General features: G+C 68.7%; 22 protein-coding genes. 8 read left to right on the top strand and 14 right to left on the bottom strand.

Annotated elements, in window-relative coordinates; genetic code table 11:
* The first annotated feature begins 241 nt into the window (after positions 1 to 241).
* Both IB269_RS29055 and IB269_RS14710 read left to right on the top strand, forming a co-directional pair.
* Positions 242 to 550 (top strand): hypothetical protein, encoded by a 309-nt coding sequence (locus IB269_RS29055; protein WP_225614104.1) that lies wholly within the window; start codon positions 242 to 244, stop codon positions 548 to 550.
* Between the two features lie 2 nt (positions 551 to 552).
* Complete coding sequence (locus IB269_RS14710) at positions 553 to 1,245, top strand: hypothetical protein (protein ID WP_016449342.1); 693 nt, start codon at positions 553 to 555, stop codon at positions 1,243 to 1,245.
* A gap of 33 nt (positions 1,246 to 1,278) precedes the next feature.
* Here IB269_RS14710 and paaE read toward each other — a convergent pair whose 3' ends face one another.
* From paaE to paaK, 6 genes are read right to left on the bottom strand one after another with little or no spacing between them, the layout of a single operon-like run.
* Positions 1,279 to 2,376, bottom strand: coding sequence for a 1,2-phenylacetyl-CoA epoxidase subunit PaaE (gene paaE, locus IB269_RS14715; RefSeq protein ID WP_013804628.1), 1,098 nt, complete (start codon positions 2,374 to 2,376; stop codon positions 1,279 to 1,281).
* Positions 2,373 to 2,942, bottom strand: a complete 570-nt coding sequence (gene paaD, locus IB269_RS14720) for a 1,2-phenylacetyl-CoA epoxidase subunit PaaD (RefSeq protein WP_192367471.1) — start codon at positions 2,940 to 2,942, stop codon at positions 2,373 to 2,375. The genes paaE and paaD overlap by 4 nt, the downstream gene beginning before the upstream one ends.
* Positions 2,942 to 3,718, bottom strand: coding sequence for a 1,2-phenylacetyl-CoA epoxidase subunit PaaC (gene paaC / locus IB269_RS14725; RefSeq protein ID WP_192367472.1), 777 nt, complete (start codon positions 3,716 to 3,718; stop codon positions 2,942 to 2,944). Before paaC ends, paaD begins: the two co-directional genes overlap by 1 nt.
* A 13-nt stretch (positions 3,719 to 3,731) precedes the next feature.
* On the bottom strand, positions 3,732 to 4,037 hold the full coding sequence (paaB, locus tag IB269_RS14730) for a 1,2-phenylacetyl-CoA epoxidase subunit PaaB (RefSeq protein WP_012202743.1): 306 nt from the start codon (positions 4,035 to 4,037) through the stop codon (positions 3,732 to 3,734).
* Positions 4,034 to 5,056, bottom strand: coding sequence for a 1,2-phenylacetyl-CoA epoxidase subunit PaaA (gene paaA / locus IB269_RS14735; RefSeq protein WP_012202742.1), 1,023 nt, complete (start codon positions 5,054 to 5,056; stop codon positions 4,034 to 4,036). The genes paaB and paaA overlap by 4 nt, the downstream gene beginning before the upstream one ends.
* A gap of 45 nt (positions 5,057 to 5,101) precedes the next feature.
* Entirely contained in the window at positions 5,102 to 6,421 is a 1,320-nt protein-coding gene (gene paaK / locus IB269_RS14740; protein ID WP_192367473.1) for a phenylacetate--CoA ligase PaaK, read from the bottom strand.
* Between the two features lie 148 nt (positions 6,422 to 6,569).
* On the opposite strand from paaK, the gene paaN reads away from it, so the two are divergent.
* Positions 6,570 to 8,228 carry a phenylacetic acid degradation protein PaaN gene (gene paaN, locus IB269_RS14745; protein ID WP_192367474.1) on the top strand — a complete coding sequence of 553 codons (1,659 nt, stop codon included), beginning with the start codon at positions 6,570 to 6,572 and terminating at the stop codon, positions 8,226 to 8,228.
* Between the two features lie 15 nt (positions 8,229 to 8,243).
* On the opposite strand, the gene IB269_RS14750 is transcribed toward paaN, so the two are convergent.
* Positions 8,244 to 8,879: a TetR/AcrR family transcriptional regulator gene (locus IB269_RS14750; RefSeq protein WP_034389704.1), complete on the bottom strand. Its 636-nt coding sequence runs from the start codon at positions 8,877 to 8,879 to the stop codon at positions 8,244 to 8,246.
* 191 nt (positions 8,880 to 9,070) lie between these two features.
* Between IB269_RS14750 and IB269_RS14755 the strand changes: the two genes are divergently transcribed.
* Positions 9,071 to 9,754, top strand: a complete 684-nt coding sequence (locus IB269_RS14755; RefSeq protein WP_016449578.1) for a LuxR C-terminal-related transcriptional regulator — start codon at positions 9,071 to 9,073, stop codon at positions 9,752 to 9,754.
* Positions 9,755 to 9,759: 5 nt separating this feature from the next.
* A complete protein-coding gene (locus tag IB269_RS14760) occupies positions 9,760 to 11,739 on the top strand; it encodes an ATP-binding protein (RefSeq protein WP_192367475.1) in 1,980 nt (659 codons plus the stop codon).
* Here IB269_RS14760 and IB269_RS14765 read toward each other — a convergent pair.
* Positions 11,708 to 13,267 (bottom strand): serine hydrolase, encoded by a 1,560-nt coding sequence (locus IB269_RS14765; protein ID WP_065347089.1) that lies wholly within the window; start codon positions 13,265 to 13,267, stop codon positions 11,708 to 11,710. The two genes, IB269_RS14760 and IB269_RS14765, sit on opposite strands and share 32 nt — an antisense overlap.
* Positions 13,268 to 13,398: 131 nt before the next feature.
* Positions 13,399 to 14,517 carry a tRNA 2-thiouridine(34) synthase MnmA gene (gene mnmA / locus IB269_RS14770; RefSeq protein ID WP_192367476.1) on the bottom strand — a complete coding sequence of 373 codons (1,119 nt, stop codon included), beginning with the start codon at positions 14,515 to 14,517 and terminating at the stop codon, positions 13,399 to 13,401.
* Between the two features lie 242 nt (positions 14,518 to 14,759).
* Between mnmA and IB269_RS14775 the strand changes: the two genes are divergently transcribed.
* The 3 genes from IB269_RS14775 to IB269_RS14785 all read left to right on the top strand — a co-directional run bounded on the left by IB269_RS14775 (position 14,760) and on the right by IB269_RS14785 (position 17,214).
* Entirely contained in the window at positions 14,760 to 15,338 is a 579-nt protein-coding gene (locus IB269_RS14775; RefSeq protein ID WP_192367477.1) for a hypothetical protein, read from the top strand.
* Positions 15,339 to 15,453: 115 nt separating this feature from the next.
* Positions 15,454 to 16,167 carry a Bax inhibitor-1 family protein gene (locus tag IB269_RS14780; protein ID WP_192367478.1) on the top strand — a complete coding sequence of 238 codons (714 nt, stop codon included), beginning with the start codon at positions 15,454 to 15,456 and terminating at the stop codon, positions 16,165 to 16,167.
* A gap of 120 nt (positions 16,168 to 16,287) precedes the next feature.
* Positions 16,288 to 17,214: a LysR substrate-binding domain-containing protein gene (locus IB269_RS14785; RefSeq protein WP_099734920.1), complete on the top strand. Its 927-nt coding sequence runs from the start codon at positions 16,288 to 16,290 to the stop codon at positions 17,212 to 17,214.
* A gap of 8 nt (positions 17,215 to 17,222) precedes the next feature.
* Here IB269_RS14785 and IB269_RS14790 read toward each other — a convergent pair whose 3' ends face one another.
* Genes IB269_RS14790 through IB269_RS14810 form a run of 5 tightly spaced genes read right to left on the bottom strand, consistent with a single transcriptional unit; the run spans position 17,223 to position 22,592 of the window.
* Positions 17,223 to 17,999 (bottom strand): enoyl-CoA hydratase, encoded by a 777-nt coding sequence (locus tag IB269_RS14790; protein ID WP_099734921.1) that lies wholly within the window; start codon positions 17,997 to 17,999, stop codon positions 17,223 to 17,225.
* An 11-nt stretch (positions 18,000 to 18,010) separates the two neighbouring features.
* On the bottom strand, positions 18,011 to 19,024 hold the full coding sequence (locus tag IB269_RS14795) for a Bug family tripartite tricarboxylate transporter substrate binding protein (RefSeq protein WP_192367479.1): 1,014 nt from the start codon (positions 19,022 to 19,024) through the stop codon (positions 18,011 to 18,013).
* 36 nt (positions 19,025 to 19,060) lie between these two features.
* Positions 19,061 to 20,227 (bottom strand): CaiB/BaiF CoA transferase family protein, encoded by a 1,167-nt coding sequence (locus IB269_RS14800; protein ID WP_192367480.1) that lies wholly within the window; start codon positions 20,225 to 20,227, stop codon positions 19,061 to 19,063.
* A gap of 48 nt (positions 20,228 to 20,275) precedes the next feature.
* A complete protein-coding gene (locus IB269_RS14805) occupies positions 20,276 to 21,061 on the bottom strand; it encodes a citryl-CoA lyase (protein ID WP_192367481.1) in 786 nt (261 codons plus the stop codon).
* Between the two features lie 31 nt (positions 21,062 to 21,092).
* Entirely contained in the window at positions 21,093 to 22,592 is a 1,500-nt protein-coding gene (locus IB269_RS14810; RefSeq protein WP_192367482.1) for a class I adenylate-forming enzyme family protein, read from the bottom strand.
* Between the last annotated feature and the right edge of the window lie 44 nt (positions 22,593 to 22,636).

Genomic DNA, 22,636 nt, shown 5'->3' on the forward strand with positions numbered 1-22,636 from the left:
AAGATTTCAGCCCGCTCATTTAGGATCTGGACCGCTGTCACCCCGAACCCGTTCCATCTCTTCCATGCGACTCAGATCCGTTATCTTGGGCCTTGTCCTCCTGGTCTTTGCCGCATCCGCATCCTGGTTGGCCGTGTATGGGTTTCTCATCTCCCAGGAGGACTACTCGCCTGAGCGGGGATCGCTCAGATATTACGTAGGCATCTCTTCCCTGATACGCAATGCGCCAGCGACAGGGACGATGGCGCAGCCCGCCTACTTCGGCTCCGTCGGTGATGGCAACAAGCCCCCGCAGTCCGAGATGACCTTCGAGACCAGCGCCAAGGACATCACCGAGGCCACTGCGGCCATCACCAGCTACCTGCGCCAGAAGGATTTCCACCAGAGATCCATCGATGCCGAAAATGCCGCCGCATCGTTTGTCCCCGAGGGAGAGCGCCTTGTCCAATACGCGCAATACGCGTCATCGGCCGGCGAAGTTGCCGTACTGGCGGTCACCCAGGCAATCGCAACAGGGCTGTGCAAAGTCACGCTCACCCATTACGACTGAACATGTCCAGCAGATCCCACATACCCCGAAGACTCATCTATACCTGCAACTGCGGATGGATTGACCTGGGCCACCTCCAATCGGTCGAGAGCCATCGCAATCGCTACGCCAGTGCGGCCTATCTCTGGAAAGACATACTGCATGAGCGCGGCATCGGGATTCCCGGTCACTCCGACAGCCATCTGATTCAATACAAGCAATCCATGGGGCGCTTTGGCCTGACCCAGGAATTTGCCAAGTTCTATCTCGTCAAGAAAGGCCTGTCTCTTTCAGCGAAGCGCTCCGTGGCCCTGGCCATATTCATGGAGGTTTCCATGGGCTTCGAGAGCCTGCAGGCATCCATGTCGCTCCTCACAGACAGTGGATTCAGCCAGGAAGACCTCGTTTCCAACCTGATTGGCTTCTACATGGTCGTGCACGGGGCACTGGACTGGAAGAACCTGTGCAAGCCGGTTTCCACCGAGGCATCGCTTGCCGTCTGGGATGCCAACGGTCCCGTGGGAAGCCATAAAAACAAAGTCTTCCAGCCGCAGTTCCACGCCTGCGAGGAATGCAAGAGCAAGCACCATGTGCAGTTGCCGCGCTTTCCTTCCGCGTTTCAGTCCATACAGCCCGCATCCAAGGGTCTGCACTTCATCGAAGCATCTGATGGGCTGCCAGTGCCAAAGCACATGCTTTCGACACTGTTTCCCTGAGTCTTCCTGCCCTGCGCCAGAACGCAGGCGCCCTCAACGCTCATCGAACGACAGCACCACGCGCTCGGTCAGCGGATGCGCCTGGCAGGTCAGCACGAAGCCGCAGGCGACTTCGTTCTTGTCGAGGGCGAAGTTGCGCTCCATGCGCACTTCGCCCTCGACCACCTTGGCGCGGCAGGTGCCGCAGACGCCCGAGGTGCAGGAATAGGGCACTTCCAGCCCGGCCGAGGAGGCCGCGTCCAGGATGCTGGCCTGGCCGCGCGTGAAGGGGATCTCGCGCGAGAGGCCGTCGCGCACCAGGGTGATGCGGGCGGTGGCGGCGTCGCCGGGCTGGGCCTCGTGCACCACGGCGCCCACCGTGCCCTGGCCTGCGGCCGGCAGGGCCACGCCGAAGCGCTCGATGTGGATGCGCTCCTCGGCCACGCCGGCGGCCAGCAGGGCGGCCTCGGCCTCGTCGTTCATCTGGAAGGGTCCGCAGATGTAGACATGGTCGATGTGTGCGGCCGGCACCACGCCCTGCAGGAATTCGGCGATCTTGCTGCGGTCCATCACGCCCATGTTCAACGGCAGGTCGGTGTGCTCGTCCGAGAACACATGCTGCAGCGACAGCCGCGACATGTAGCGGTTCTTGAGGTCCTCGATCTCTTCCTTGAACATGGTGGACTGCAGCTGGCGGTTGCCGTAGATCAGCGTGAAGCGGCTGGCGGGCTCGCGCGCCAGCACGGTCTTCATGATGGACAGGATGGGCGTGATGCCGCTGCCGCCGGCGATGCCCACATGGTGGCGCGCGGCCCCGGGCTCGATGGGCACGAAGAAGCGGCCCTGGGGCGCCATGACCTGCAGCGTGTCGCCGGGGCGCAGATGCTCGTTGATCCAGTTGGAGAACTGGCCGCCGCGCACCTTGCGCACGCCCACGCGCAGCTCGCCGTCATCCACGCCCGCGCAGATGGAGTAGCTGCGGCGCAGGTCCTGGCCGTCGATCTGGTGGCGCAGCGTCAGGTACTGGCCCTGGGTGAAGCCGAAGACCTCGCGCAGCGCGGGCGGCACGTCGAAGGAGACGACCACGGCCTCGGCCGTGTCGGGCGCAATGCTGCGCACGCGCAGCGGGTGGAACATCGTGGTCGTGGTCATATCGGCTTGAAGTGTTCGAAGGGTTCGCGGCAGTCCAGGCAGCGGTGCAGGGCCTTGCAGGCCGTGGCGCCGAAGGCCGACAGCCGCTCGGTGTGCGCGCTGCCGCAGTGCGGGCAGGCAACGGGTTCGGGCACGGCGATGCCCTGGCGGCGGCGCACCAGGCGGATGGGCGAGGTGCCTTCCGGCAGGCCGGAGTCGCCACAGCGCCCGGGGGGCGCGATGCCGTACTCGCGCAGCTTGCGCCGGCCGTCGTCGCTGATCCAGTCCGTGGTCCAGGCCGGGGCGCGGCGCAGCACGGCGCGCGCGGGGCCCAGGCCCGCGGCCTCGATGGCCTCGAGCACGCTGCGCTCGATGACCTCGGTGGCCGGGCAGCCCGAGTAGGTGGGCGTGAGCACGATCTCCATGCCCTGGCCTTCGGGCAGGGCATGGACCTCGCGCACGATGCCCAGCTCGCAGACCGAGATCACGGGCACCTCGGGGTCGGGCACGTCCTGCAGCGCGGCCCAGGCCAGGCGCTCGCGCTCGGCCAAGCCGGATGTGACGGCCACAAGCCGTGCGGCAGCCATCACCACACCCCGCCCGGATAGGCGCGCTGCAGGTGCTGCATCTCGGCCAGGATGAAGCCCATGTGCTCGCTGTGCACGCCGTTGCGGCCCGTGCTGCGGAAGGCGGATTCGGCCGGCATGTCCAGCGTGGCCTCCTGCAGCAGGGCAGCCATCTCGGCCTGCCAGGGCTCGCGCAGCTCGGACCAGGCCGGACCCAGGCCGCTGGCGCGCGCGGCGGCGTCCGTGGCGTCGTCGGTGAACAGCTCGGCCGCGTAGCGCCACAGCTGGGCCAGGGCCGCCTCCATGCGCTGGCGCGATTCCTCGGTGCCGTCGCCCAGGCGCACCACCCAGTCGCCCGCGTGCTGCTCGTGGTAGCGCGCTTCCTTGAGCGCCTTGGCGGCGATGGCGGCCAGCTCGGCGTCGCTGGAGTGCACCAGGCGCTCCCACATCAGGCGCAGCCAGGTGGCGGCCATGGCGTTGCGCAGCACGGTGAAGGCGAAGTCGCCGCGCGGCAGCTCGGCCAGCGTGGCGTTGAAGTAGTCGCGCTCGTCGCGCAGAAAGGCCAACTGGTCCTCGTCGTGCGCGCGGCCTTCGAGCTGGCCGGCGCGCGTGAGCAGCGCACGCGCCTGGCCGACGAGGTCCAGCGCCATGTTGGTCATGGCGATGTCCTCTTCGAGGATGGGCGCGTGGCCGCACCACTGGCCCAGGCGCTGGGCCAGGATCAGGCAGGTATCGCCCAGGCGCAGCAGGTACTGCACCTCGGGACGGGCGTCGATGGCGATGGAGGAGGCGTTCATGGCAGCTCCCCGCTCACATGTGGTCCACCGAGGGCGGCAGCTGGTAGAAGGTCGGATGGCGGTAGACCTTGTCCTGCGCCGGGTCGAAGAACATGTCCTTGTCGCCGGGGTCGCTGGCCACGATCTGGTCCGAGCGCACCACCCAGACGCTCACGCCCTCCTGGCGCCGCGTGTAGACATCGCGCGCCATCTGCAGCGCCATCTGCGGGTCGGCCGCATGCAGGCTGCCGCAGTGCTTGTGGTCCAGGCCGGCCTTGCTGCGGACGAAGACTTCCCACAGCGGCCATTCGTTGGTGATGTTCTGTTCGACGGCGGTCATGCGGCCTCCTTGCGGGTCTGGTTTCTCTGTGTCTGCTTGCGGGCATGGGCCAGGGCGGCCTCGCGCACCCAGGCGCCTTCGTCCCAGGCCTTGACGCGGGCGCCCAGGCGCTCGCGGTTGCAGGGACCGTCTCCGGCGATCACGCGCCAGAACTCGTCCCAGTCGATGGGGCCATGGTCATGGGCCTGGCGGGCCTCGTTCCATTTCAGGTCGGGGTCGGGCAGGGTCACGCCCAGCACCTTGGCCTGGTCCACCGTGGCGTCGATGAACTTCTGGCGCAGCGCGTCGTTGGAGATGCGCTTGATGCCCCAGCGCATGGACTGCGCGCTGTTGGGCGACTGGTCGTCGGGCGGGCCGAACATCATGATGGACGGCCACCACCAGCGGTTGACGGCGTCCTGCACCATGGCCTTCTGCGCCTCGGTGCCCTGCTGCATCATGGTCAGCAGCGCCTCGTAGCCCTGGCGCTGGTGAAAGCTCTCCTCGCGGCAGATACGCACCATGGCGCGCGCGTAGGGCGCATAGGAGCAGCGGCAGATGGGCACCTGGTTCATGATGGCCGCGCCGTCCACCAGCCAGCCGATGGTGCCCATGTCGGCCCAGGTCAGCGTGGGGTAGTTGAAGATGGAGCTGTACTTGGCCTTGCCCGTGTGCAGCGCGTGCAGCATCTGGTCGCGGCTGCTGCCCAGCGTCTCGGCGGCGGCGTAGAGGTACAGGCCATGGCCGCCCTCGTCCTGCACCTTGGCCAGCAGGATGGCCTTGCGCTTGAGCGTGGGCGCGCGGCTGATCCAGTTGCCCTCGGGCAGCATGCCGACGATCTCGCTGTGCGCGTGCTGGCTGATCTGGCGCAGCAGCGTCTTGCGGTAGTTGTCGGGCATCCAGTCCTTGGCCTCGATGAATTCGCCGGCATCGATGCGCTCGTCAAAGCGCTGCTGCAGGCGCATTTCGTCGGCCGAGCGCACGGCCTTGCCGCCATCGCCCGCTTCCTTGCCCATGGTGTCCATGGCCTGGGTATACATGTGCGATCTCCTTCAATGAAATGGTTGACGACGGCCGGCGGTGCCTCAGCGCGGCCGCTTGTCGTACACGCGCCGGGCCTTGCCGGTCTGCGTGCGCTCGATGGTGTCGGGATCGAAGACGCGCACCGCCGTGGAAATGCCCACCAGGGTCTTGATGCGCTGCTGCACCCACTGCGCGATCTCGCCGCGCTCGGCATCGCCCAGGCCGCGCCGCTGCGGCTGCAGCTCGCAGTGCACCTCGACGGTGTCCAGCAGGCCTTCACGGCTGATGTGCATCTGGTACAGGCCCGTGAGGCTGGCATTGGCCAGCACGATTTCCTCGATCTGGGTCGGAAAGACGTTGACGCCGCGGATGATCATCATGTCGTCGCTGCGCCCAACGATCTTGCCCATGCGCCGGAAGCTGCGCGAAGTCGGCGCCAGCAGCCGCGTCAGGTCCCGCGTGCGGTAGCGCACGATGGGCATGGCCTCCTTGGACAGCGACGTGAAGACCAGCTCGCCCTCGCTGCCGTCAGGCAGCACCTCGCCCGTGTCCGGGTCGATGATCTCGGGATAGAAATGGTCTTCCCAGATCACCGGCCCGTCCTTGCTCTCCACGCATTCGCTGGCCACGCCCGGGCCCATGACTTCGGACAGGCCGTAGATGTCCACGGCATCCAGCCCCGCCTTGCCCTCGATCTCGCGGCGCATGGCCTCGGTCCAGGGCTCGGCGCCGAAGATGCCGATCTTGAGCGAGCTCTCGCGCGGGTCCATCCCCTGGCGCTGCATCTCCTCCACGATCACCTGCATGTAGCTGGGCGTGACCATGATGACGTCGGGCCGGAAGTCCTGGATCAGCTGCACCTGCTTTTCGGTCTGCCCGCCCGACATGGGCACCACGGTGCAGCCCGCGCGCTCCGCGCCGTAGTGCGCGCCCAGCCCGCCCGTGAACAGGCCGTAGCCGTAAGCCACATGCACCATGTCGCCGGGCCGCCCGCCCGCCGCGCGGATGGAGCGCGCCACCAGGTTCGCCCAGTTGTCGATGTCATTCAACGTGTAGCCCACGACCGTGGGCTTGCCCGTGGTGCCCGAGGAGGCATGCACGCGTGCCACCTTCTGGCGCGGCACGGCGAACATGCCGAACGGGTAGTTCTCGCGCAGGTCCTTCTTGGTGGTGAAGGGAAAGCGGGCCAGGTCGGACAGCGTGCGCAGGTCGGACGGATGCACGCCCTTCTCGTCGAAGGCGCGGCGGTAGTGCGGCACGTTGTCGTAGGCATGCTGCAGCGACCAGCGCAGGCGCTGCAGCTGCAACGAGGCGATCTCGTCGCGGCTGGCGGTTTCGATGGGGTCGAGGTCGCCGGGGGCGGGGCGCAGGTCTTTGTTCATCGGGGTTCTGGCGTCGTGAGGCAAGGGGTTCAGAATAATTGACCGACCGGACGGTAGGATTATAAGATGCAGCTTTCTTGAGCAACAAGGCTTGTTGTCCGGTACTAACCCTGATAGCGACGCCACATTCCAACCCAGGAGACATCCCATGCCCGCCCACGCCCTCTACGAACGCCACCGCCCCCTGCTCGACGACGCGCTGCAGGCCCTGTCCCGCCGGGGCCACTGGTCGCCCTTCCCCGAGGCGCCCTCGCCCAAGGTGTATGGCGAGACCGCCCAGGCCCAGGGCCATGCCGCCGTGCAGGCGCTGTTCGGCAAGGACTATCCGCTGCAGCAGCCCGGTGAACGCGCCCGCGTGGCCACCGAGCAATCACCCTATGGCGTGGCCCTGGACATCCGCTACCCCGAGTGCGATGCCCAGGCGCTGGTGGATGCCGCCCACGCGGCCGAGCCTGCGTGGCAGGCGCTGGGACCACAGGGCCGCACCGGCGTGCTGCTGGAGGCGCTGACGCGCATCCACCAGCGCAGCTTCGAGATCGCGCATGCGGTGATGCTGACCACGGGCCAGGGCGCGATGATGGCCTTCCAGGCCGGCGGCCCCCATGCCCAGGACCGCGCCCTGGAAGCCATTGCCGTGGCCTGGAAGGCCATGGCCGACGTGCCCGCCGAGGCCGTCTGGGAAAAGCCCCAGGGCAAGCATGCGCCCGCCGTGCTGCACAAGCGCTTCGAGATCGTGGGGCGTGGCGTGGCCCTGGTCATCGGCTGCGCCACCTTCCCGACCTGGAACACCTACCCGGGCCTGTTCGCCGCGCTGGCCACGGGCAACCCCGTGATCGTCAAGCCCCACCCCAACGCCGTGCTGCCGGCCGCGCTCACCGTGAGCGTGCTGCGTGATGTGCTGACCGAACAGGGCCTGGACCCCAACCTCGTCACCCTGGCCGTGAGCGACAAGCCCGAATTGACCCAGGCCCTGGCCACGCATGCGGCCGTGGCCTCCATCGACTTCACGGGCGGCAATGCCTTCGGCCAGTGGCTGCAGTCCAACGCGCCGCAGGCACGCCTGTATGCCGAGATGGCCGGCGTGAACCTGGTGGTGATCGAGTCCACCGATGCCTACGCAGGCATGCTGCGCAATCTGGCCCTGTCACTGTCGCTGTACAGCGGCCAGATGTGCACCACCACGCAGAACCTCCTGATTCCGGCCGGCGGCATAGAGACTGACCAGGGCCACAAGAGCTTCGAGCAGGTCGGCGCCGATCTGGCCGCCGCCATCGACCAGTTGCTGGCCGATCCCAAGGTGGCCTTCACCGTGCTGGGCGCCATAGGCTCTGCGCAGACCGTGGAGCGCGTGGAACAGGCGGCCACCGTGGGCCGCGCCGTGCGCGCCTCGCAAAAGCTCACCCATCCCGAGTACCCGCAGGCCGAGGTGCGCACGCCCGCGCTGCGCGCGCTGGACGTGGCGGACGCTGCCATCTACGAGCGCGAATGCTTCGGCCCCGTCTCCTACCTGGTGGCCGTGCCCTCGGCCCAGGCCGCGCGCGAGCTGGCCGAGCGCAGCGTGCGCGCGCATGGCGCGATGACGCTGGGCCTGTACTCCACGGATGCGGCCTTCGTCGATGCGGTGGCGGCCTCGGCGCTGCGCTCGCGCGTGGCCCTGTCCATCAACCTCACGCAGGGCGTGATGGTCAACCAGTCGGCAGGCTTCTCGGACTTCCACGCCACGGGCGGCAATCCCGCGGCCAATGCCAGCTACACCACGCTGGCCTTCGTGGCCGACCGCTTCGTGGTCGTGCAGCGCAGGTGGTAAGGGACCGGGCCGAGCCTAGGCCTGGCGGGCCTTGCGCGGCTTCTTGCCGTCCGGCACGCTGACCGCGCGCACGCCGCCGAAGAACAGCTGGGACACCATGGTGCCTATGGCGTCATGGTCCAGCGTGCCGCCCGGCTTGAGCCAGGTGAAGGTCCAGTTGATCATGCCGAACAGCAGCATGGCCAGGGGCTTGCCCAGGGCGCTGTCGGCAGGTTCTCCGCGCACCTGGGCAATGGTCTGCGCAAAGGCCGCGACCACGCGGCGCTCCACGTCCAGGATGCGCTGCTGGTCTTCCTCGCGCAGGAAACGCACGTCCTCGGTCAGCACGCGGTGGGCATTCTGGGCCTGGGCGTACTCCTGGCCGAAGCCGCGGATCAGCGCATGCAGGCGCTGCTCGGGATCGGCATGGGCCTGCAGGGTGTCGTTGACCAGGGCTTCGAGGCGCAGCACATGCTCTTCGGCAATGCGCACGGCCAGGTCGTGCTTGTCGATCACATAGTGGTAGAGCGTGGCCTTGGAGACGCCGCAGGCCGCAGCCACCTCGTTCATGGAGGTGCCCGCATAGCCGCGCTGCGCGAACAGCTGGGCGGCGTGGGAGAGGATCATTTCACGCTGGCCATCGTAGCCAGCAGGGTCACGTACGCGTGCCATGCGGCGGCGTCCTTTCGGTAGGTGTCGTTGCCAGGGTCCGCCCGTGCGGCCCGGGCCGGAATTATGGACGGCGCAGCGGCGCGCGCCCCCGCGATTACCAGTTTTCAGGGATATGCAAAGATGCGGGCTTCGCCCACAGTCGGGCGGCCATCCTGCCCCTTTTTACGCCCGCCGCTGCGCACGCCTTTTCCATGCCCGCCCACCTGCTTGTCCCAGAGTCCACGCTTCCGGCCCCGGTGCTGGTGGTGGAGGACGAGCCGCTGATCCGCCAGCGGCTGCAGTCCGTGCTGGGCCAGCTGGGCTACACGCCCGATGCCCTGCTGTTCGCCGGCTCCCTGGCGCAGGCGCGCGCCTGCCTGGCCGAGCCCGTGGCGCTGGCCCTGGTGGACCTGGGCCTGCCCGACGGCAGCGGCATCGACCTGATCGCCGAGATGCGCAGCGCAGACCCGGCCGTGGGCATCCTGGTGATCTCGGCCTGGAGCACGGAGGACGCCATCCTCGCGGCGCTGCGCGCAGGCGCCACCGGCTATGTGCTCAAGGAACGCGACGACCTGGAAGTGTCGCTGTCCATCCGCAGCGTGCTGCGCGGCGGCGCCCCCATCGACCCCTTCATTGCGCGCCGCGTGATCGCCGAGCTGCAGGGCGCGGCACCCGCCACGCCGGAGAGCACCGGCACCGAGTCCACGCTGAGCGCGCGCGAAAGCCAGATCCTGCGCCTGGTGGCCGACGGCCTGACCAACCGCGAGATCGCCGAGCAGCTGCACCTGTCGCGCTACACGGTGGAATGCCACATCAAGCACATCTACCGCAAGCTGGCCGTGTCCTCGCGCACGCGCGCCGTCAACACGGCACGCGTGCGCGGATTGCTGGGCTGACGGCCATGGGCTGGGGGCGCCGGTGGTGCGGCCTGGTGCGGCACTTCGCCCTGGGCCTGGCGGTCCTCCTGTGCAGTACCTGCGCCTTGGCCCAGGCCTGCCTGCCGCAGATCCTGTCCATCCAGTCCGCCAAGACCGCAGGCCAGGGACCGCCGCCCATCGCCAGCGCGGTACGCGACTGGCACAACGTGACCCTGCCCGACCACTGGCTGGACCGCTGGCCCGGCTACAGCGGCGCCGCCTGGTACCGCATCGACTGGCAGCGCGGCTGCGCTCACCCCGCTGCCGCCGCTGCCACCGCTCCCGCCGCCGCCGATCCCGTGGCGCTGGCCCTGCACTCCATGGTCATGGCCGGCGAGGTCTTCGTGAACGGCGACCTGCTGTGGCGCGACCGGCACCTGGTCGAGCCCCTGTCGCGCAGCTGGAACATGCCGCGCTTTTGGCTGCTGCCCGAATCCGCCCTGCATGCGGGCACCAACAGCGTGTGGATACGCGTGCACGGCCTGGCCGAGCAGACGCCCGGCCTGGGCGAGGTGCGCCTGGGCGAGCCCGAGGCGCTGCGCCAGTGGCACGAGCAGACCTGGTGGAACCAGCGCACGCTGTTTGCCATGAACATCGTGGTCTCGCTGGTGCTGGGCGTGCTGTTCGCCTTTGCCTGGCTGCAGCGGCGCGCCAGCAAGGCCTTTGGCTGGTACGCGCTCAATGCCTTCTGCTGGGCGCTGTTCCTGGCCAATATCCTGGCCACCGAGGCCTGGCCCTTCCCCGACACCCTGGCCGTGGCACGCGGCAATTTGCTGGTCTTCTTGCTGTTCGGCCAGAGCTTTTGCCTGTTCACCTGGCGCTTCGGCAGGCTGCACCTGCCCCGGCTGGAAAAGCTGCTGTGGGCGCTGACGCTGGCCGGCATGGCCGCCGCCATCTTCGTGCCCTGGTGGCTGGTGGACGGTGTGCTGCACATCGGACTGGCGTACTTCGGCATCTGCGTGGCCGTGTCGCTGCACTTTCCGCTGCACGCCTGGCGCACGCGCGAGCCGGGCCACCTGGTCTACGCGGCCTGCCTGCTGGTCTTCCTGTGCGCGGGCCTGCACGACATGCTGGCGCTCAAGAAGGTGATTGGCCCCGCCACGCCCTGGATGCCCTATACCGCGCCGCTGACCATGCTGGCCCTGTCCATGGTGCTGGGCCGGCAGTTCGTTCTCAGCATGCGCCGCATCGAACAGTTCAACCAGGAGCTGACCGAAAGCGTGGCGCGTGCCTGCGACGAGCTCGGCGGCACGCTGGCGCGCGAGCATGCGCTGGCGCTCAGCCACTCGCGGCTGCAGGAACGGATGCAGCTGGCGCACGACCTGCACGACAGCCTGGGCGGCTCCCTGGTGCGCTCCATCGCCATGGTGGAGCAGGCGGGCGGCCCCATGCACAACCGCCAGTTCCTGTCCGTGCTCAAGCTGCTGCGCGACGACCTGCGCCAGATGATCGACAGCGGCACCAGCGTCTCCGTCACCGTGCCGGACACGCCCCAGGCCTGGATCGCGCCGCTGCGCCACCGCTTTGCCAGCCTGTTCGACGCGCTGGACATGCAGTCCGACTGGCATGTGCCGGCCGCCTGGCCGCAGCCGCCCGGTGCGCTGCAGTGTCTGGCGCTGACGCGCGTGCTGGAGGAAGCGCTGGCCAATGTGATCAAGCACAGCCGCGCCCAGTGCGTGCAGGTGCAGCTGCAGTGGCCCGAGCCGCATTGGCTGATGCTGCGCATCACCGACGACGGCGCAGGCTTTGACGTGGCCGCCGTGCAGCAGGCCGGCATGGGCGTGGGCCTGCGCAGCATGCAGGCGCGCCTGCAGCGCCTGGGCGGCCATCTGGACATGGATTCAGAACCCGGCGCCACCCTGCTGGCCGCCTGGCTGCCCGTGCCCGGCGATCACCTCCCCGACAGCATGGGCAGCACGGCGCACGGCGTCCTCAGCGGGAAAAGCGCCCTATCCCCGCACTGACGCCGGCCGGGGTCAGCACATCGTCGAAATACTCCAGCGTGAGCTGGTTGCCGTCGAACGTGGCCTTGGACAGGCTGCCCGGCGAATCGCCCTCGGGCACGAAGCTGAAGACCTCGCCATCCCAGTGGCTGAGCAGCATGCGCTGCGAACCCAGGCTGACCTGCAGCCCCCCGCCGCCCGTCTGCAGGCTGACCTGGGCCGGCCCGTAGAAGCGGTTGGCGTAGCTGCCCACATAGGCGCCCAGCGGCCGGGGCGGGCGCGGGAAAGGGGGCCGGGTCTTGCCCACCAATTCGCCATGCGGCTGCATGATGGGTGCCAGCCGCTTGGTCCAGATGCTCTCCCAGTCCTGGCGCTGGCGGCCCCATTCGACCTGGTCCAGGAACTGCGAGACCACGATCTCGGGCACGCCGATGGGCATGCCGTTGGTCAGCACCACGATGCCCAGCTTGAGCTCGGGCATGACGGTGAAGCTGGTCGCGCTGCCCGTGCCGAAGGCGCCCGAGTGGCTGTAGGTGGTGCGCCCCGCCTCGGACACGCCCACGTTGAAGCCGAAGCCGTAGTAGCGCGCAGGCTCGCCGTTGCCGGCCGGCGACTGCAGCATCTGCGGCGACAGCGCCGTGCGCAGCGCCTGCGCATCGACCACCTGGCGGCCCTCGAAGCGGCCCTCGTCCAGCAGCATGGTCATCCAACGCGCCATGTCGCGCACCGTGGAGCTGACGCCGCCGGCAGCCGACTGCGCATCGGGCCGGCGCACCGGCCCCGTCTGCCACACGCCGTTGACGCGCAGGTGGCCGGCCGCGCGGTTGGCGCGCGCCTCGAAATCGGCAAACAGCGAACTGGTCTGCGTCATGCCCAGCGGGCCGTAGACGGCCTGCTGCGACAGCGCCGCCCAGGACTGGCCCGCGATGGCAGCCACGGCCTCGGCGCCCGTGGTCAGGCCGAAGTTGCTGTAGGCGTACTGGGTGCCCACGGGCCGCAGCGGCAGGTAGCGCAGGCGCTCCAGAATCTGGCGCTGGCTGTAGCCCAGCTCCTCCAGCGCATCGCCGGCCTGGCCGGGCAGGCCCGAGCGGTGGGCATACATGTCGCCCACGGTGATGCGCTGGGCCGCGTCGGCGTCCTCCAGCGTCCACCAGGGCAGGCCCTGCTGTACGCGCGTGTCCCAGGACACGCGGCGCTGGCCCACCTGCTGCGCCACCACGGTGGCGCCCACGGACTTGGAGACGGAGGCGAGCTGGAACACCGTGTCCGCATCCACGGCCAGCGACGAGCCCAGACGGCGCACGCCCATGCCCTGGGCATAGACCAGGCGCCCTTCATGCACCACGGCCACGGCCACGCCGGGCACGCCCGTGCGCCGCATCTGCGCGCGCACCTGGCCGTCGAGTTGATCGAGCGCACGCTTGACGCGGTCCGTCACGGGCGGATCGATGGGATCGCCCCAGGACACCTCGCCGTTGCATCCGGCCGTGGCCACGGCGCCCAGGGCCGCTCCCAGAAAATGCCGGCGCGCAAGAATCGATGAAGCCATGGGGTCTCCTGTGGTGCTGTCGTGAAGAACAAAAGGAAAAAGAAAAAGGGGCGGTTGTGCCGCCCCCCGTGACGATAGCAAAACGCGCCGGGCCGCATCCTGCCCGGCATCAATGCCGCATCAGTGCCGCATCAATGCGGATCCACCGCCGCGATGATGCCGCCGCCCAGGCACACGTCGCCGTCGTAGAGCACGGCCGACTGGCCGGGCGTGACGGCCCATTGCGGCTCGGGAAAATCCAGCCGGAAGCCCTCGGGCGTGGCGCCCGAGATCAGGGCCGGCGAGTCGGGCTGGCGGTAGCGCGTCTTGGAGCCGTAGGCCTTGCCCTCGGCGGGCGCGTGGCCGGCCACCCAGCTGACCTGGTCGGCCAGCAGCGACTGCGACAGCAGCCAGGGATGGTCATGGCCCTGCACCACGCGCAGCGTGTTGGTGTCCAGCTCCTTGCGCGCCACGAACCAGGGATCATGGTCGCCGCCGCCGCGCGGCGCGCCCTTTTCCTTGACGCCGCCGATGCCCAGGCCCGAGCGCTGGCCCAGCGTGTAGAACGACAGGCCCACATGCTTGCCCAGCTTGCGGTTGCGGTCGTCGAGGATGTTGCCGGGCTCCTTGCTGATGTAGCGGTTCAGGAAGTCGCGGAACGGCCGCTCTCCGATGAAGCAGATGCCCGTGGAGTCCTTCTTCTTCGCGTTGGGCAGGCCGATCTCCTCGGCAATGCGGCGCACCTCGGTCTTCTTCAGCTCGCCCACGGGGAACATGGACTTGGACAGCTGTGCCTGGTTGAGGCGGTGCAGGAAGTAGCTCTGGTCCTTGGCCGGGTCCAGCCCCTTGAGCAGCTCGAACAGATGCGTGTCGGGGTTCTGGCGCACGCGGGCGTAGTGGCCCGTGGCGATCTTCTCGGCGCCCAGGCGCATGGCGTGGTCCAGGAAGGCCTTGAACTTGATCTCGGCATTGCACAGCACGTCGGGGTTGGGCGTGCGGCCGGCCTGGTACTCGCGCAGGAACTCGGCGAAGACGCGGTCCTTGTACTCGGAGGCGAAGTTCACATGCTCGATCTCGATGCCGACCACGTCGGCCACGGCGGCGGCATCGACGAAATCGACATTGGACGAGCAGTATTCGCTGTCGTCGTCATCTTCCCAGTTCTTCATGAAGATGCCGACCACTTCATGGCCCTGTTGCTTGAGGAGATGGGCCGTGACAGCGGAGTCCACACCGCCCGACAGGCCCACCACGACGCGGTGTTTAGTCATGGGCAGCGATTATCCCCGCGCCCTTCAAAGGCTGCGCGCCACGGGCTTTGCGAGCGCTTTCTACACCGGCGCGGCCGCCCTGCACCCCGCCAGGATGTCCAGTGCGGCACGGCGCCCACATTGAAACAATCATTTACACAAGCAACAGCCGGTTCGCAGATGATCGGGCGCAGCCAAGCCCTGCCCCTTCGCAGGCGCCCAGCCAGGCACATATCAATTCACAACAGCAAAGAGGGGGTTCCATGCCCGGTTTCGTCCGCAAGATCCTTATTTTCATCACCGGCTACGCGTGGCTGGTTCTCTTGGCAGGCCCTGGTCTGGCCGCACTGTCGCTGTACAGCGGCTGGAAGGCCGAAGGTGACCATGCCTACGTGGCCCGCGAGCAGCTGGCCACGGTCACGGGCAAGGTGGTCGAAGCCGCCGAGGTCACCGTCAAGAAAAAGCGCCGCTCCACCAAGCACTACTACCAGATCAGCGTGCAGCCTGATGGCGGCGGCGAGGTGCGCAAGCTGCGCATCGACTACAGCACACCCCAGCAGCTGGTGGCGTCCCTGATCGACGAGCAGGTCACCGCGCTGGCCGACCCGGATGACAGCGACCTGACCTATGAGGTCAGCGTGGCCGGCAAGGCCCTGATCAGCTACGAGGAAACACGCCAGCGCCTGCTGGCCGAAGCCAGCGCCTCGGCCCAGTCCTTCAGCGGAGCAGGGCTGTGGATTGCCGTCCTGATCCTGACGCTGATCGGCGCCGGCGGCGTCTGGCTCAACCGCCGGCTGCGCGCCGCACAGGCCAGCGCCGAAAGCCAGGCCGTGGCCGCCTGAGCCGCGCGGCTCGCTGCACAGCGCGGCACGCATACATCCCATCACGAGAGAGAGAGGGGGCCGGGCGCCTGCGCGCCCCGTCCCTGTGGTCCTGCAACCTTTGGAGAAGTGATCCATGAATCCCAACGTCCTGACCCCCGAGTCGCCCGACGGCGCACCATTCGAGCGCCGTGATTTCATCGTCGCCACCTACAAGCACCTGGGCGCGGCCATCCTGGCCTTCGTCGTGCTGTCCGCGCTGCTGATGGTCAGCGGCTTTTCCGGCGCCACCGCCAAGATGCTGGTGGCCAGCGGCAGCAAGTTCCTGTGGCTGGGCGTGATGGGCGCCTTCATGCTGGTGGGATGGCTGGCCTCGCACCTGGCCGACAACGCCGAAAGCCCGCAGACCCAGTTGATGGGCCTGGGCCTGTACGTGCTGGCCGAGGGCCTGATCTTCGCGCCCATGTTCGGCATTGCCCAGCTGGTGGCACCGGGCGCCATTGGTGCGGCGGCCTTCATCACGCTGCTGCTGGTGGGCGCGCTGACCTGGACGGCGTTCACCAGCAAGACCGATTTTTCCTTCCTGGGCGGCACCCTCAAGGTGGTGGGCCTGGTGGCCCTGGGCACCATCATCGCGGGGGCCATCTTCGGCTTCAAGCTGGGCATCTGGTTCTCGGGAATCATGGTGGCCTTCGCGGGTGCCTGCGTGCTCTACGACACCTCGCGCATCATCCGCGACTACCCGGCCGACCGGCCTGCAGGCGCGGCCCTGCACCTGTTCGCCTCCATCGCACTCATGCTCTGGTATGTGCTGCGCATCCTGATCAGCCTGGCCAGCAGCGACGACTGATCACCACACACGGCAATGCAGACGACACGGGCGGCATGCGCAGGCATGCCGCCCGTGTCGTCTTTTCTTTGGCCGCCCTGAAATAATGACCGCTTCCCGACCCCTGCACCGCCAGCCCGCATGCGCTACGACCTGACCGATCTCAAGCTGTTCATGGCCATCGCCCAGGCCGGCAATCTCTCGCGTGCCAGCCAGGCGCGGCACCTGACGCCCTCGGCCGCCAGCCAGCGCCTGCGCAATCTGGAGCAGGCCCTGGGCTGCCAGCTGTTCACGCGCGAGCACAAGGGCATGCGGCTGACCGAGGAAGGCCACGCCATGCTCGAGCATGCGCGCGGCGTGTTCGCCGCCATCGACGGCATGGAGGCCGAGGCCGCCCTGCTGGGCAGCAGCCTGCAGGGCAAGGCAACGCTGGCGGCCAACAGCTCCTCGCTGCACGGCTTCATCGGCCCGCACATCGGCGAGTTTCTGACCGCCTTTCCCGAGGTGAACCTGACCCTGGTCGAGCAGACCAGCGAGACGATTGCCGCCAGCGTGGCCGAGGGCGAGGCCGACCTGGGCGTCTATGCGGGCGAGCCCATGGCGGGCGCCGTGGCCTGCGAGACCTTTGCGCTGGACCGCCTGGTGGTGATCGCCCCGCCCGGCCATCCGCTGGTGCCCCAGCCGGGCGAGAGGCAAGACGACGGCGAAGGCCCTTCCTGCCGGTTCTTCGACACCCTGTCCCATGCCTTCGTGGGCATGGCGCTGACCAGCAGCAACTACGCCTTTCTGCGCGAGCTGGCCAAGCGCCATGGCCGGCCGCTGCGCTGCCGCATCCACGTGGACGATTTCACCTCCATCGTGCGGCTGGTCTCGCAGGGCGTGGGCCTGGCCATCATTCCGCAAAGCATCTACCGCAGGCTCGGCACCGCGCATGCGGTGGCCTGCCTGCCGCTGGAGGAAACCTGGGCACGGCGCCCGCTGCAGCTGGTGCGCTCCAGCGAACGGCCGCTGACGCCCACCGCGCAGCGGCTGCGCAGCTTTCTGAAAGGGCTGGCCGACAAGGCCTAGGCCCGGATTCAGGGCTGGGGCTGGGCCTTGGCCTGCTTGCGTTCCAGGAAGGCATTCATGTGGTGCTGCGGCTCGCCCGTGTTGAAGGCCGCGCCGAACTCGGCCACGCTGTCGGTGATGGCCGAGTCCACGCCCATGCCCTCCCAGCGGCGCAGCAGGCGCTTTTGCTGGCGCAGCGCCTCGATGCCGATCCCGCCCAGCCCCTCGGCAATTTGCGCGATGCGCGCATCCAGCTGGTCGCCGGGCACGCATTCGTTGAGCAAGCCCCAGCGCTCGGCCTGCAGGGCACCGATGTTCTCGCCCGTGAGCAGCAGCCAGCTGGCGCGCGTGCCGCCGACCTGCGCGGGCATCATGGCCGCGTGGATCACCGAAGGAATGCCAACCTTGACCTCGGGCATGCCCACCACGGCATCATCGGCCGCGATGCGCAGGTCGGCCGCCATGGCCAGCTCCAGCCCGCCGCCCAGCGTATGGCCCTGCAGCCTGGCGATCACGGGCACGGGGAAATGCCGCACCGCGTTGCACAGGTCGCGCAGCCCGCTGATGAAGGCGCGTGCCGAGGCGGCGTTGAGCGACGCCATCTCGCGGATGTCGGCCCCCGCCACGAAGGCGCGCGTGCCCGATCCGCGCAGCACCAGGCAGTGCAGATCGGGGCGCTCTGCCAGTTCGGCCAATTGCGCGGTCAGCGCGCGGATCACGGGTGTGCCCAGGATGTTCAGCGGCCCGCCGCCGGTGATGGTGAGCACGGCGGTCTGCGGGGTGGGAAAGGTCACTTGTGCATGCACGGCAGATCTCCTCAAAGTTTCTCGAATCCGATGTCGCGGATCAGCTGGGACCAGGCGCGGTTGGAGCGCTCCACCGTCTGCCTGAATTGCGCAGGCTCCTGGAAGTCCACGACGGCGCCCTGCTGCTCTATGGTCTTGATCAGCTCGGGCTTTTGCAAGGTCTTGCGCATGGCTTCGCTGAGCCTGGCAAGAATGGCGGGATCGAGCCTGGCAGGCGCGCCCAGGCCGTACCAGGACATGTCGTTCATGGGCTTGAGACCGGCCTCGGCATAGGTGGGCACGCCCGGCAGGGCCGGCAGGCGCACGGGGCTGGACACGGCCAGGGCACGCAGCTGGCCGCCCGCGATCAGCGCGCCCGAGGACGGCATGTTGTCGAACACCACATCGAGCTGCCCCGCCATCAGGTCGTTGAGCGCCGGCCCCAGGCCCTTGTAGGGCACATGGGTGAGGGTGGTGCCCGTGGTGCTGCCGAACAGCGCACCGCTCAGGTGGCTGAGCCCGCCATTGCCCGAGGAGCCGTAGTTGAGCTTGCCCGGCGCGGCGCGCGCCGCGTCGCTCACATCCTTGGCGCTCTTGTAGGCCGAGCCTGCGCTGACCACCATCACGCCCGGCACGTTGGCGATGTTGGTGATGGGCGTGAAGTCCTTCACCGGGTCATACGCGGGCTTGGCGTAGACGTTGGGATTCACCGCATGCGAGCTCTCCACCATCATCACCAGGGTGTAGCCGTCGGCCGGCTGCTTGGCCGCATAGGCCGAGCCCGTGCTGCCGCCCGCGCCGGGGCGGTTTTCCACCACCACGGGCTGGCCCAGCGTCTCGCCCAGGTAGCGGGCCGCCACGCGCGCGATCACATCGGTGGCGCCGCCCACCGCATAGGGCACGACCAGGCGTACGGGCCGCTCGGGATAGCTTCCGGCCCCCGCCGCCCCGGCCGCCCCTGCCGCCCCCGCTGCATATGCCAGCGGCAGCGCCGCCAGCGCGGCGGCTGCCACGGCGGCCTTCAGTGCTTTCATGCGTTTCGTCATCCTTGTCTCCTTCTTGGCTTGTCGATGTCTATGGATTCAGAGGTCCTGCGGCGCCGCACCGAGCACGGGCGGCGGCGGCACCTGGGCGCCGCTGCCGGCCGGCACCATGGGGTTGCGCACCAGCTTCAGCGTGCCCAGCTGCGGGTGCTCCACCGTCTGCAGCATCTGGCGGTGCCGTACCTGCGGATGGGCGAAGACCTGTTCCATGGTGTTGATGCAGCCCCAGGGCACCTGGGCGGTGTCCAGCGCGTCGGTCAGGGCCTGCAGCGGCCAGCGGCCCAGCGCCGCGCGCAGCAGCGGGCGCAGCTGCGCCATGCCGGTCAGGCGCGCGGCATTGGTGGCAAAGCGCGCGTCCAGGTGCCAGTCCGTGCCCAGCACGGAGCACAGGGCGGCGAACTGCCCGTCATTGCCGATGGCCAGGATGAAATGCCCGTCTGCGCAGGCAAACACCTCGTAGGGCGCGCAATTGGGATGGGCGTTGCCCGTGCGGCGCGGGTTCTCGCCGCTGACCAGGTAGTTGGCCGCCTGGTTGGCATTCATGGCCACGGCCACGTCCAGCAGCGCCAGGTCGATGTGCTGGCCGCGCCCCGTGCGCTGGCGCTGCACCACGGCCGCCAGCACGGCGCTGGTGGCATACATGCCCGTCATCAGGTCCACCACGGCCACGCCCGTGCGCAGTGGGCCCGCGCCCTCCTCGCCATCGGCCACGCCCGTGTAGCCCATGAGGCCGCCCAGCCCCTGGAACACGTAGTCGTAGCCGGGCTTGTGCGCAAACGGGCCGCTCTGGCCGAAGCCCGTGATCGACAGGTAGATCAGCCCCGGGTTGATGGCGGCCAGCGCCGCGTAGTCCAGCCCGTGGCGCGCCAGCGCGCCGGCCTTGTAGTTTTCCACCAGCACGTCGGCATCGCGGATCTGGCGCAGCAGCCAGGCATGCGAGGCCGGCTCGGTGAAGTCCAGCGCCACCGACTGCTTGCCGCGGTTGCAGGACAGGAAATAGGCCGACACGGCCTCGCCACCGGGCGCCTGCACGAAGGGCGGGCCCCAGGCGCGCGTGTCGTCGCCCGTGCCGGGACGCTCGATCTTGAGTACCGATGCGCCCAGGTCGGCAAGGTTCTGGGTGCACCAGGGTCCCGCCAGGATGCGGGACAGGTCCACCACGCGCAGGCCGTCGAGGGCGCCGGACAATCCATGGGTTTGTTGCATGGACTCCATGCTCGCGGCATGGCGCGCGGTGGTCCATCGGTCATTGCTTCATGCAGCGTTCGCGGAAACTGCATGCCCCGCGAAGGGGATGGCTTCCTCCACCGTTTCCCAGATGAACCGGCCCGACGGGCTTTGCTGCTCCTCCACCACATGCGCCACCAGCCCGGCCGCCCGCGAGATGACGGCAAAGCCGCGCATCACGGCCGTGGGCACGCCGATCTCGCCCAGCAGGGCGGCCACGGCCCCCGTGGCATTGATGGTGATGGGCCGGCCCGCTGCGGCGTCCACGGCGGCAGAGAGGATTTCGAGCGCGCGGATTCTGCTGCCCGCCAGTTCGGGTTCGGCGAGGCCCATGTCCAGCAGCTTGTAGGCGCGCGGGTCCACGGGCTTGTGCAGGTGGTGGCCAAAGCCGGGGACGGGGCTTTTCAACGCCTTGTGGTGCTGGGTGATGGCGCGGGCCTCGGCCTCGGGGTCGGCGGCGGCGGCAATGCGGTCGAGCAGCGCGGCGCAGTTCTCCATGGTGCCCACGAAGGAGCTGCCCACGGCCAGCAGGCCGGCCGAGACGGCGCCCTGCAGGTTCTCGGGCGCGCTCATGTAGATGAGGCGCGTGGCGATGGCGCTGGGCGTGAGGCCATGCTCCATGAGCACAATGAGCACCACATCGGCGATGCGCAGGTCCACGGGGCGCGGCGTGCGGCCCAGGATCTGCATCAGCATCACCTCGGTGAAGGTCTTCTTGCCCATCAGGTCCTCGACCAGGTCGGCATCGCGGTAATGCAGGCTGGTGAGGGTGTGGGTGCACAGGCGGGTGACGGGGGGTTGGTGCGTGGCCATGGCCAGGGTCTCCTTGTGATGGTGTGCGGGATCAGCGGGGTGCCAGCGCAAGCTCGCGCACGGCCGTCTTGAGCAGCTTGCCCACGGGCGAGCGCGGCAGGCTGGCGTGAAAGTGGATGCGCTTGGGTGTCTGCACGGGGCCCAGGCGCTGGCGCACGAAGGCGATCAGTTCGGCCTCGTCCGGCCGCTGGTCGGGGCGCAGGTCGGCGCGCAATTGCACTGCGGCCTGCACGGCCTCGCCCCAGTGGTCGTCGGGGATGCCGAAGACCACGCACTCGTGCACGGCCGGGTGCTGGCCCAGGGCGTTTTCCACATCCACGGGATAGACGTTGAAGCCGCCCGTGATGACCAGGTCCTTCAGGCGGTCCTTCAGGTGCAGGTAGCCCTGCGCATCGATCAGGCCCCGGTCCCCCGTGTGCAGCCAGCCGTTCACCAGGGTCTCGGCCGTCTTGCCGGGCAGGCGCCAGTAGCCGCTCATCAGCAGATCGCCGCGCGCCACGACCTCGCCCACCTCGCCCCGGGGCAGCAGGCGGCCGTCGGGCGCCATGATGGCCAGGTCGCTGAACCAGGTGGCCCGGCCCACGGAGGTCCACAGGCCTTCGTCCTCGAAGTCCTCGGGCCGCATGGCCGTGAGGATCTGCGGCGCCTCGGTCTGGCCATAGGTGGTGGCCAGCACGGGGCCGAAGAAGGCGCGCACCTGGCGGATTTTCTCGGGCGGCATGGCGGCGCCGCCGTAGATGAGGCGGCGCAGGCCGGGGAAGTCCGCACGGCTGGCGCCCGGCAGCGCCATCAGCATGTAGATCAGGGTGGGCGGCATGAAGCACACGGTGCCGCCGCGCAGGGCAAAGGCGCTGCGCACGGCCTCGGCACCCGCACCGTCGAGCAGCACATGGCAACCGCCCTGCGCCAGGATGGGCAGCAGATAGGTGGACGTGCCATGCGTGATGGGCGCGGCCATGACGTAGCGGTCATGCTCATCGAACCCCCAGGCCTGGATCTGGTTGGCAATGCCGGCCATCCAGGCGCGGCAGGGCTGCATCACGCCCTTGGGCAGGCCCGTGGTGCCGCCCGTGAACTTGATGGCCTGGATGGCATCGGCGGGCAGTTCGGGCCCCACGGGAACGGCGCCACTGTTCGCCTGCTCCAGCGCCGCCGTGCCCTCGCCCAGCACCAGGTGGATGCCCGGCGCCCCTTGCACCAGTGCAGCGCCACCCGCATCGCACAGCACGATGGAAGGCTCGGTGGCATCGATGATGCGGCGCACCTCGGACTGCGTGCTCTTGGGATTGAGCGGCACCCAGACCTTGCCGCTGGCCATCACCGCCAGCAGGGCGGCGATATGGTCTGCGCTGTTGCCCGCGCAGATGCCCACGCGGCTTTGCACGGCGGGCTCCAGCGCCTGCAGGCCGGCCGCCAGCGCGGCCACCTTGCAGGCCAGCGCGTCATAGCGGATACAGCCGCCCGGCGCGTCGATGGCGATGCGCTGCGGCCAGCGTTCGGCCGCGCGCCAGAAAAAATCAATGGGTTGCATGGGGGTCGTCTCCTTGTGGGGCGGTTGTGTTGAGCTTTTGCCGA

Origin of the sequence: Delftia sp. DLF01 (assembly GCF_014852125.1) — a bacterium.
GTDB classification, from domain to species: domain Bacteria; phylum Pseudomonadota; class Gammaproteobacteria; order Burkholderiales; family Burkholderiaceae_C; genus Comamonas; species Comamonas acidovorans.

What these genes read in the sequence shown, in the direction of transcription:
- IB269_RS29055 (WP_225614104.1), top strand. Translation starts at nt 242, where the DNA reads ATGGCGCAGCCCGCCTACTTCGGCTCCGTCGGTGATGGCAACAAGCCC.
- IB269_RS14710 (WP_016449342.1), top strand. Translation starts at nt 553, where the DNA reads ATGTCCAGCAGATCCCACATACCCCGAAGACTCATCTATACCTGCAAC.
- paaE (WP_013804628.1), bottom strand. Translation starts at nt 2,376, where the DNA reads ATGACCACGACCACGATGTTCCACCCGCTGCGCGTGCGCAGCATTGCG.
- paaD (WP_192367471.1), bottom strand. Translation starts at nt 2,942, where the DNA reads ATGGCTGCCGCACGGCTTGTGGCCGTCACATCCGGCTTGGCCGAGCGC.
- paaC (WP_192367472.1), bottom strand. Translation starts at nt 3,718, where the DNA reads ATGAACGCCTCCTCCATCGCCATCGACGCCCGTCCCGAGGTGCAGTAC.
- paaB (WP_012202743.1), bottom strand. Translation starts at nt 4,037, where the DNA reads ATGACCGCCGTCGAACAGAACATCACCAACGAATGGCCGCTGTGGGAA.
- paaA (WP_012202742.1), bottom strand. Translation starts at nt 5,056, where the DNA reads ATGTATACCCAGGCCATGGACACCATGGGCAAGGAAGCGGGCGATGGC.
- paaK (WP_192367473.1), bottom strand. Translation starts at nt 6,421, where the DNA reads ATGAACAAAGACCTGCGCCCCGCCCCCGGCGACCTCGACCCCATCGAA.
- paaN (WP_192367474.1), top strand. Translation starts at nt 6,570, where the DNA reads ATGCCCGCCCACGCCCTCTACGAACGCCACCGCCCCCTGCTCGACGAC.
- IB269_RS14750 (WP_034389704.1), bottom strand. Translation starts at nt 8,879, where the DNA reads ATGGCACGCGTACGTGACCCTGCTGGCTACGATGGCCAGCGTGAAATG.
- IB269_RS14755 (WP_016449578.1), top strand. Translation starts at nt 9,071, where the DNA reads ATGCCCGCCCACCTGCTTGTCCCAGAGTCCACGCTTCCGGCCCCGGTG.
- IB269_RS14760 (WP_192367475.1), top strand. Translation starts at nt 9,760, where the DNA reads ATGGGCTGGGGGCGCCGGTGGTGCGGCCTGGTGCGGCACTTCGCCCTG.
- IB269_RS14765 (WP_065347089.1), bottom strand. Translation starts at nt 13,267, where the DNA reads ATGGCTTCATCGATTCTTGCGCGCCGGCATTTTCTGGGAGCGGCCCTG.
- mnmA (WP_192367476.1), bottom strand. Translation starts at nt 14,517, where the DNA reads ATGACTAAACACCGCGTCGTGGTGGGCCTGTCGGGCGGTGTGGACTCC.
- IB269_RS14775 (WP_192367477.1), top strand. Translation starts at nt 14,760, where the DNA reads ATGCCCGGTTTCGTCCGCAAGATCCTTATTTTCATCACCGGCTACGCG.
- IB269_RS14780 (WP_192367478.1), top strand. Translation starts at nt 15,454, where the DNA reads ATGAATCCCAACGTCCTGACCCCCGAGTCGCCCGACGGCGCACCATTC.
- IB269_RS14785 (WP_099734920.1), top strand. Translation starts at nt 16,288, where the DNA reads ATGCGCTACGACCTGACCGATCTCAAGCTGTTCATGGCCATCGCCCAG.
- IB269_RS14795 (WP_192367479.1), bottom strand. Translation starts at nt 19,024, where the DNA reads ATGACGAAACGCATGAAAGCACTGAAGGCCGCCGTGGCAGCCGCCGCG.
- IB269_RS14800 (WP_192367480.1), bottom strand. Translation starts at nt 20,227, where the DNA reads ATGCAACAAACCCATGGATTGTCCGGCGCCCTCGACGGCCTGCGCGTG.
- IB269_RS14805 (WP_192367481.1), bottom strand. Translation starts at nt 21,061, where the DNA reads ATGGCCACGCACCAACCCCCCGTCACCCGCCTGTGCACCCACACCCTC.
- IB269_RS14810 (WP_192367482.1), bottom strand. Translation starts at nt 22,592, where the DNA reads ATGCAACCCATTGATTTTTTCTGGCGCGCGGCCGAACGCTGGCCGCAG.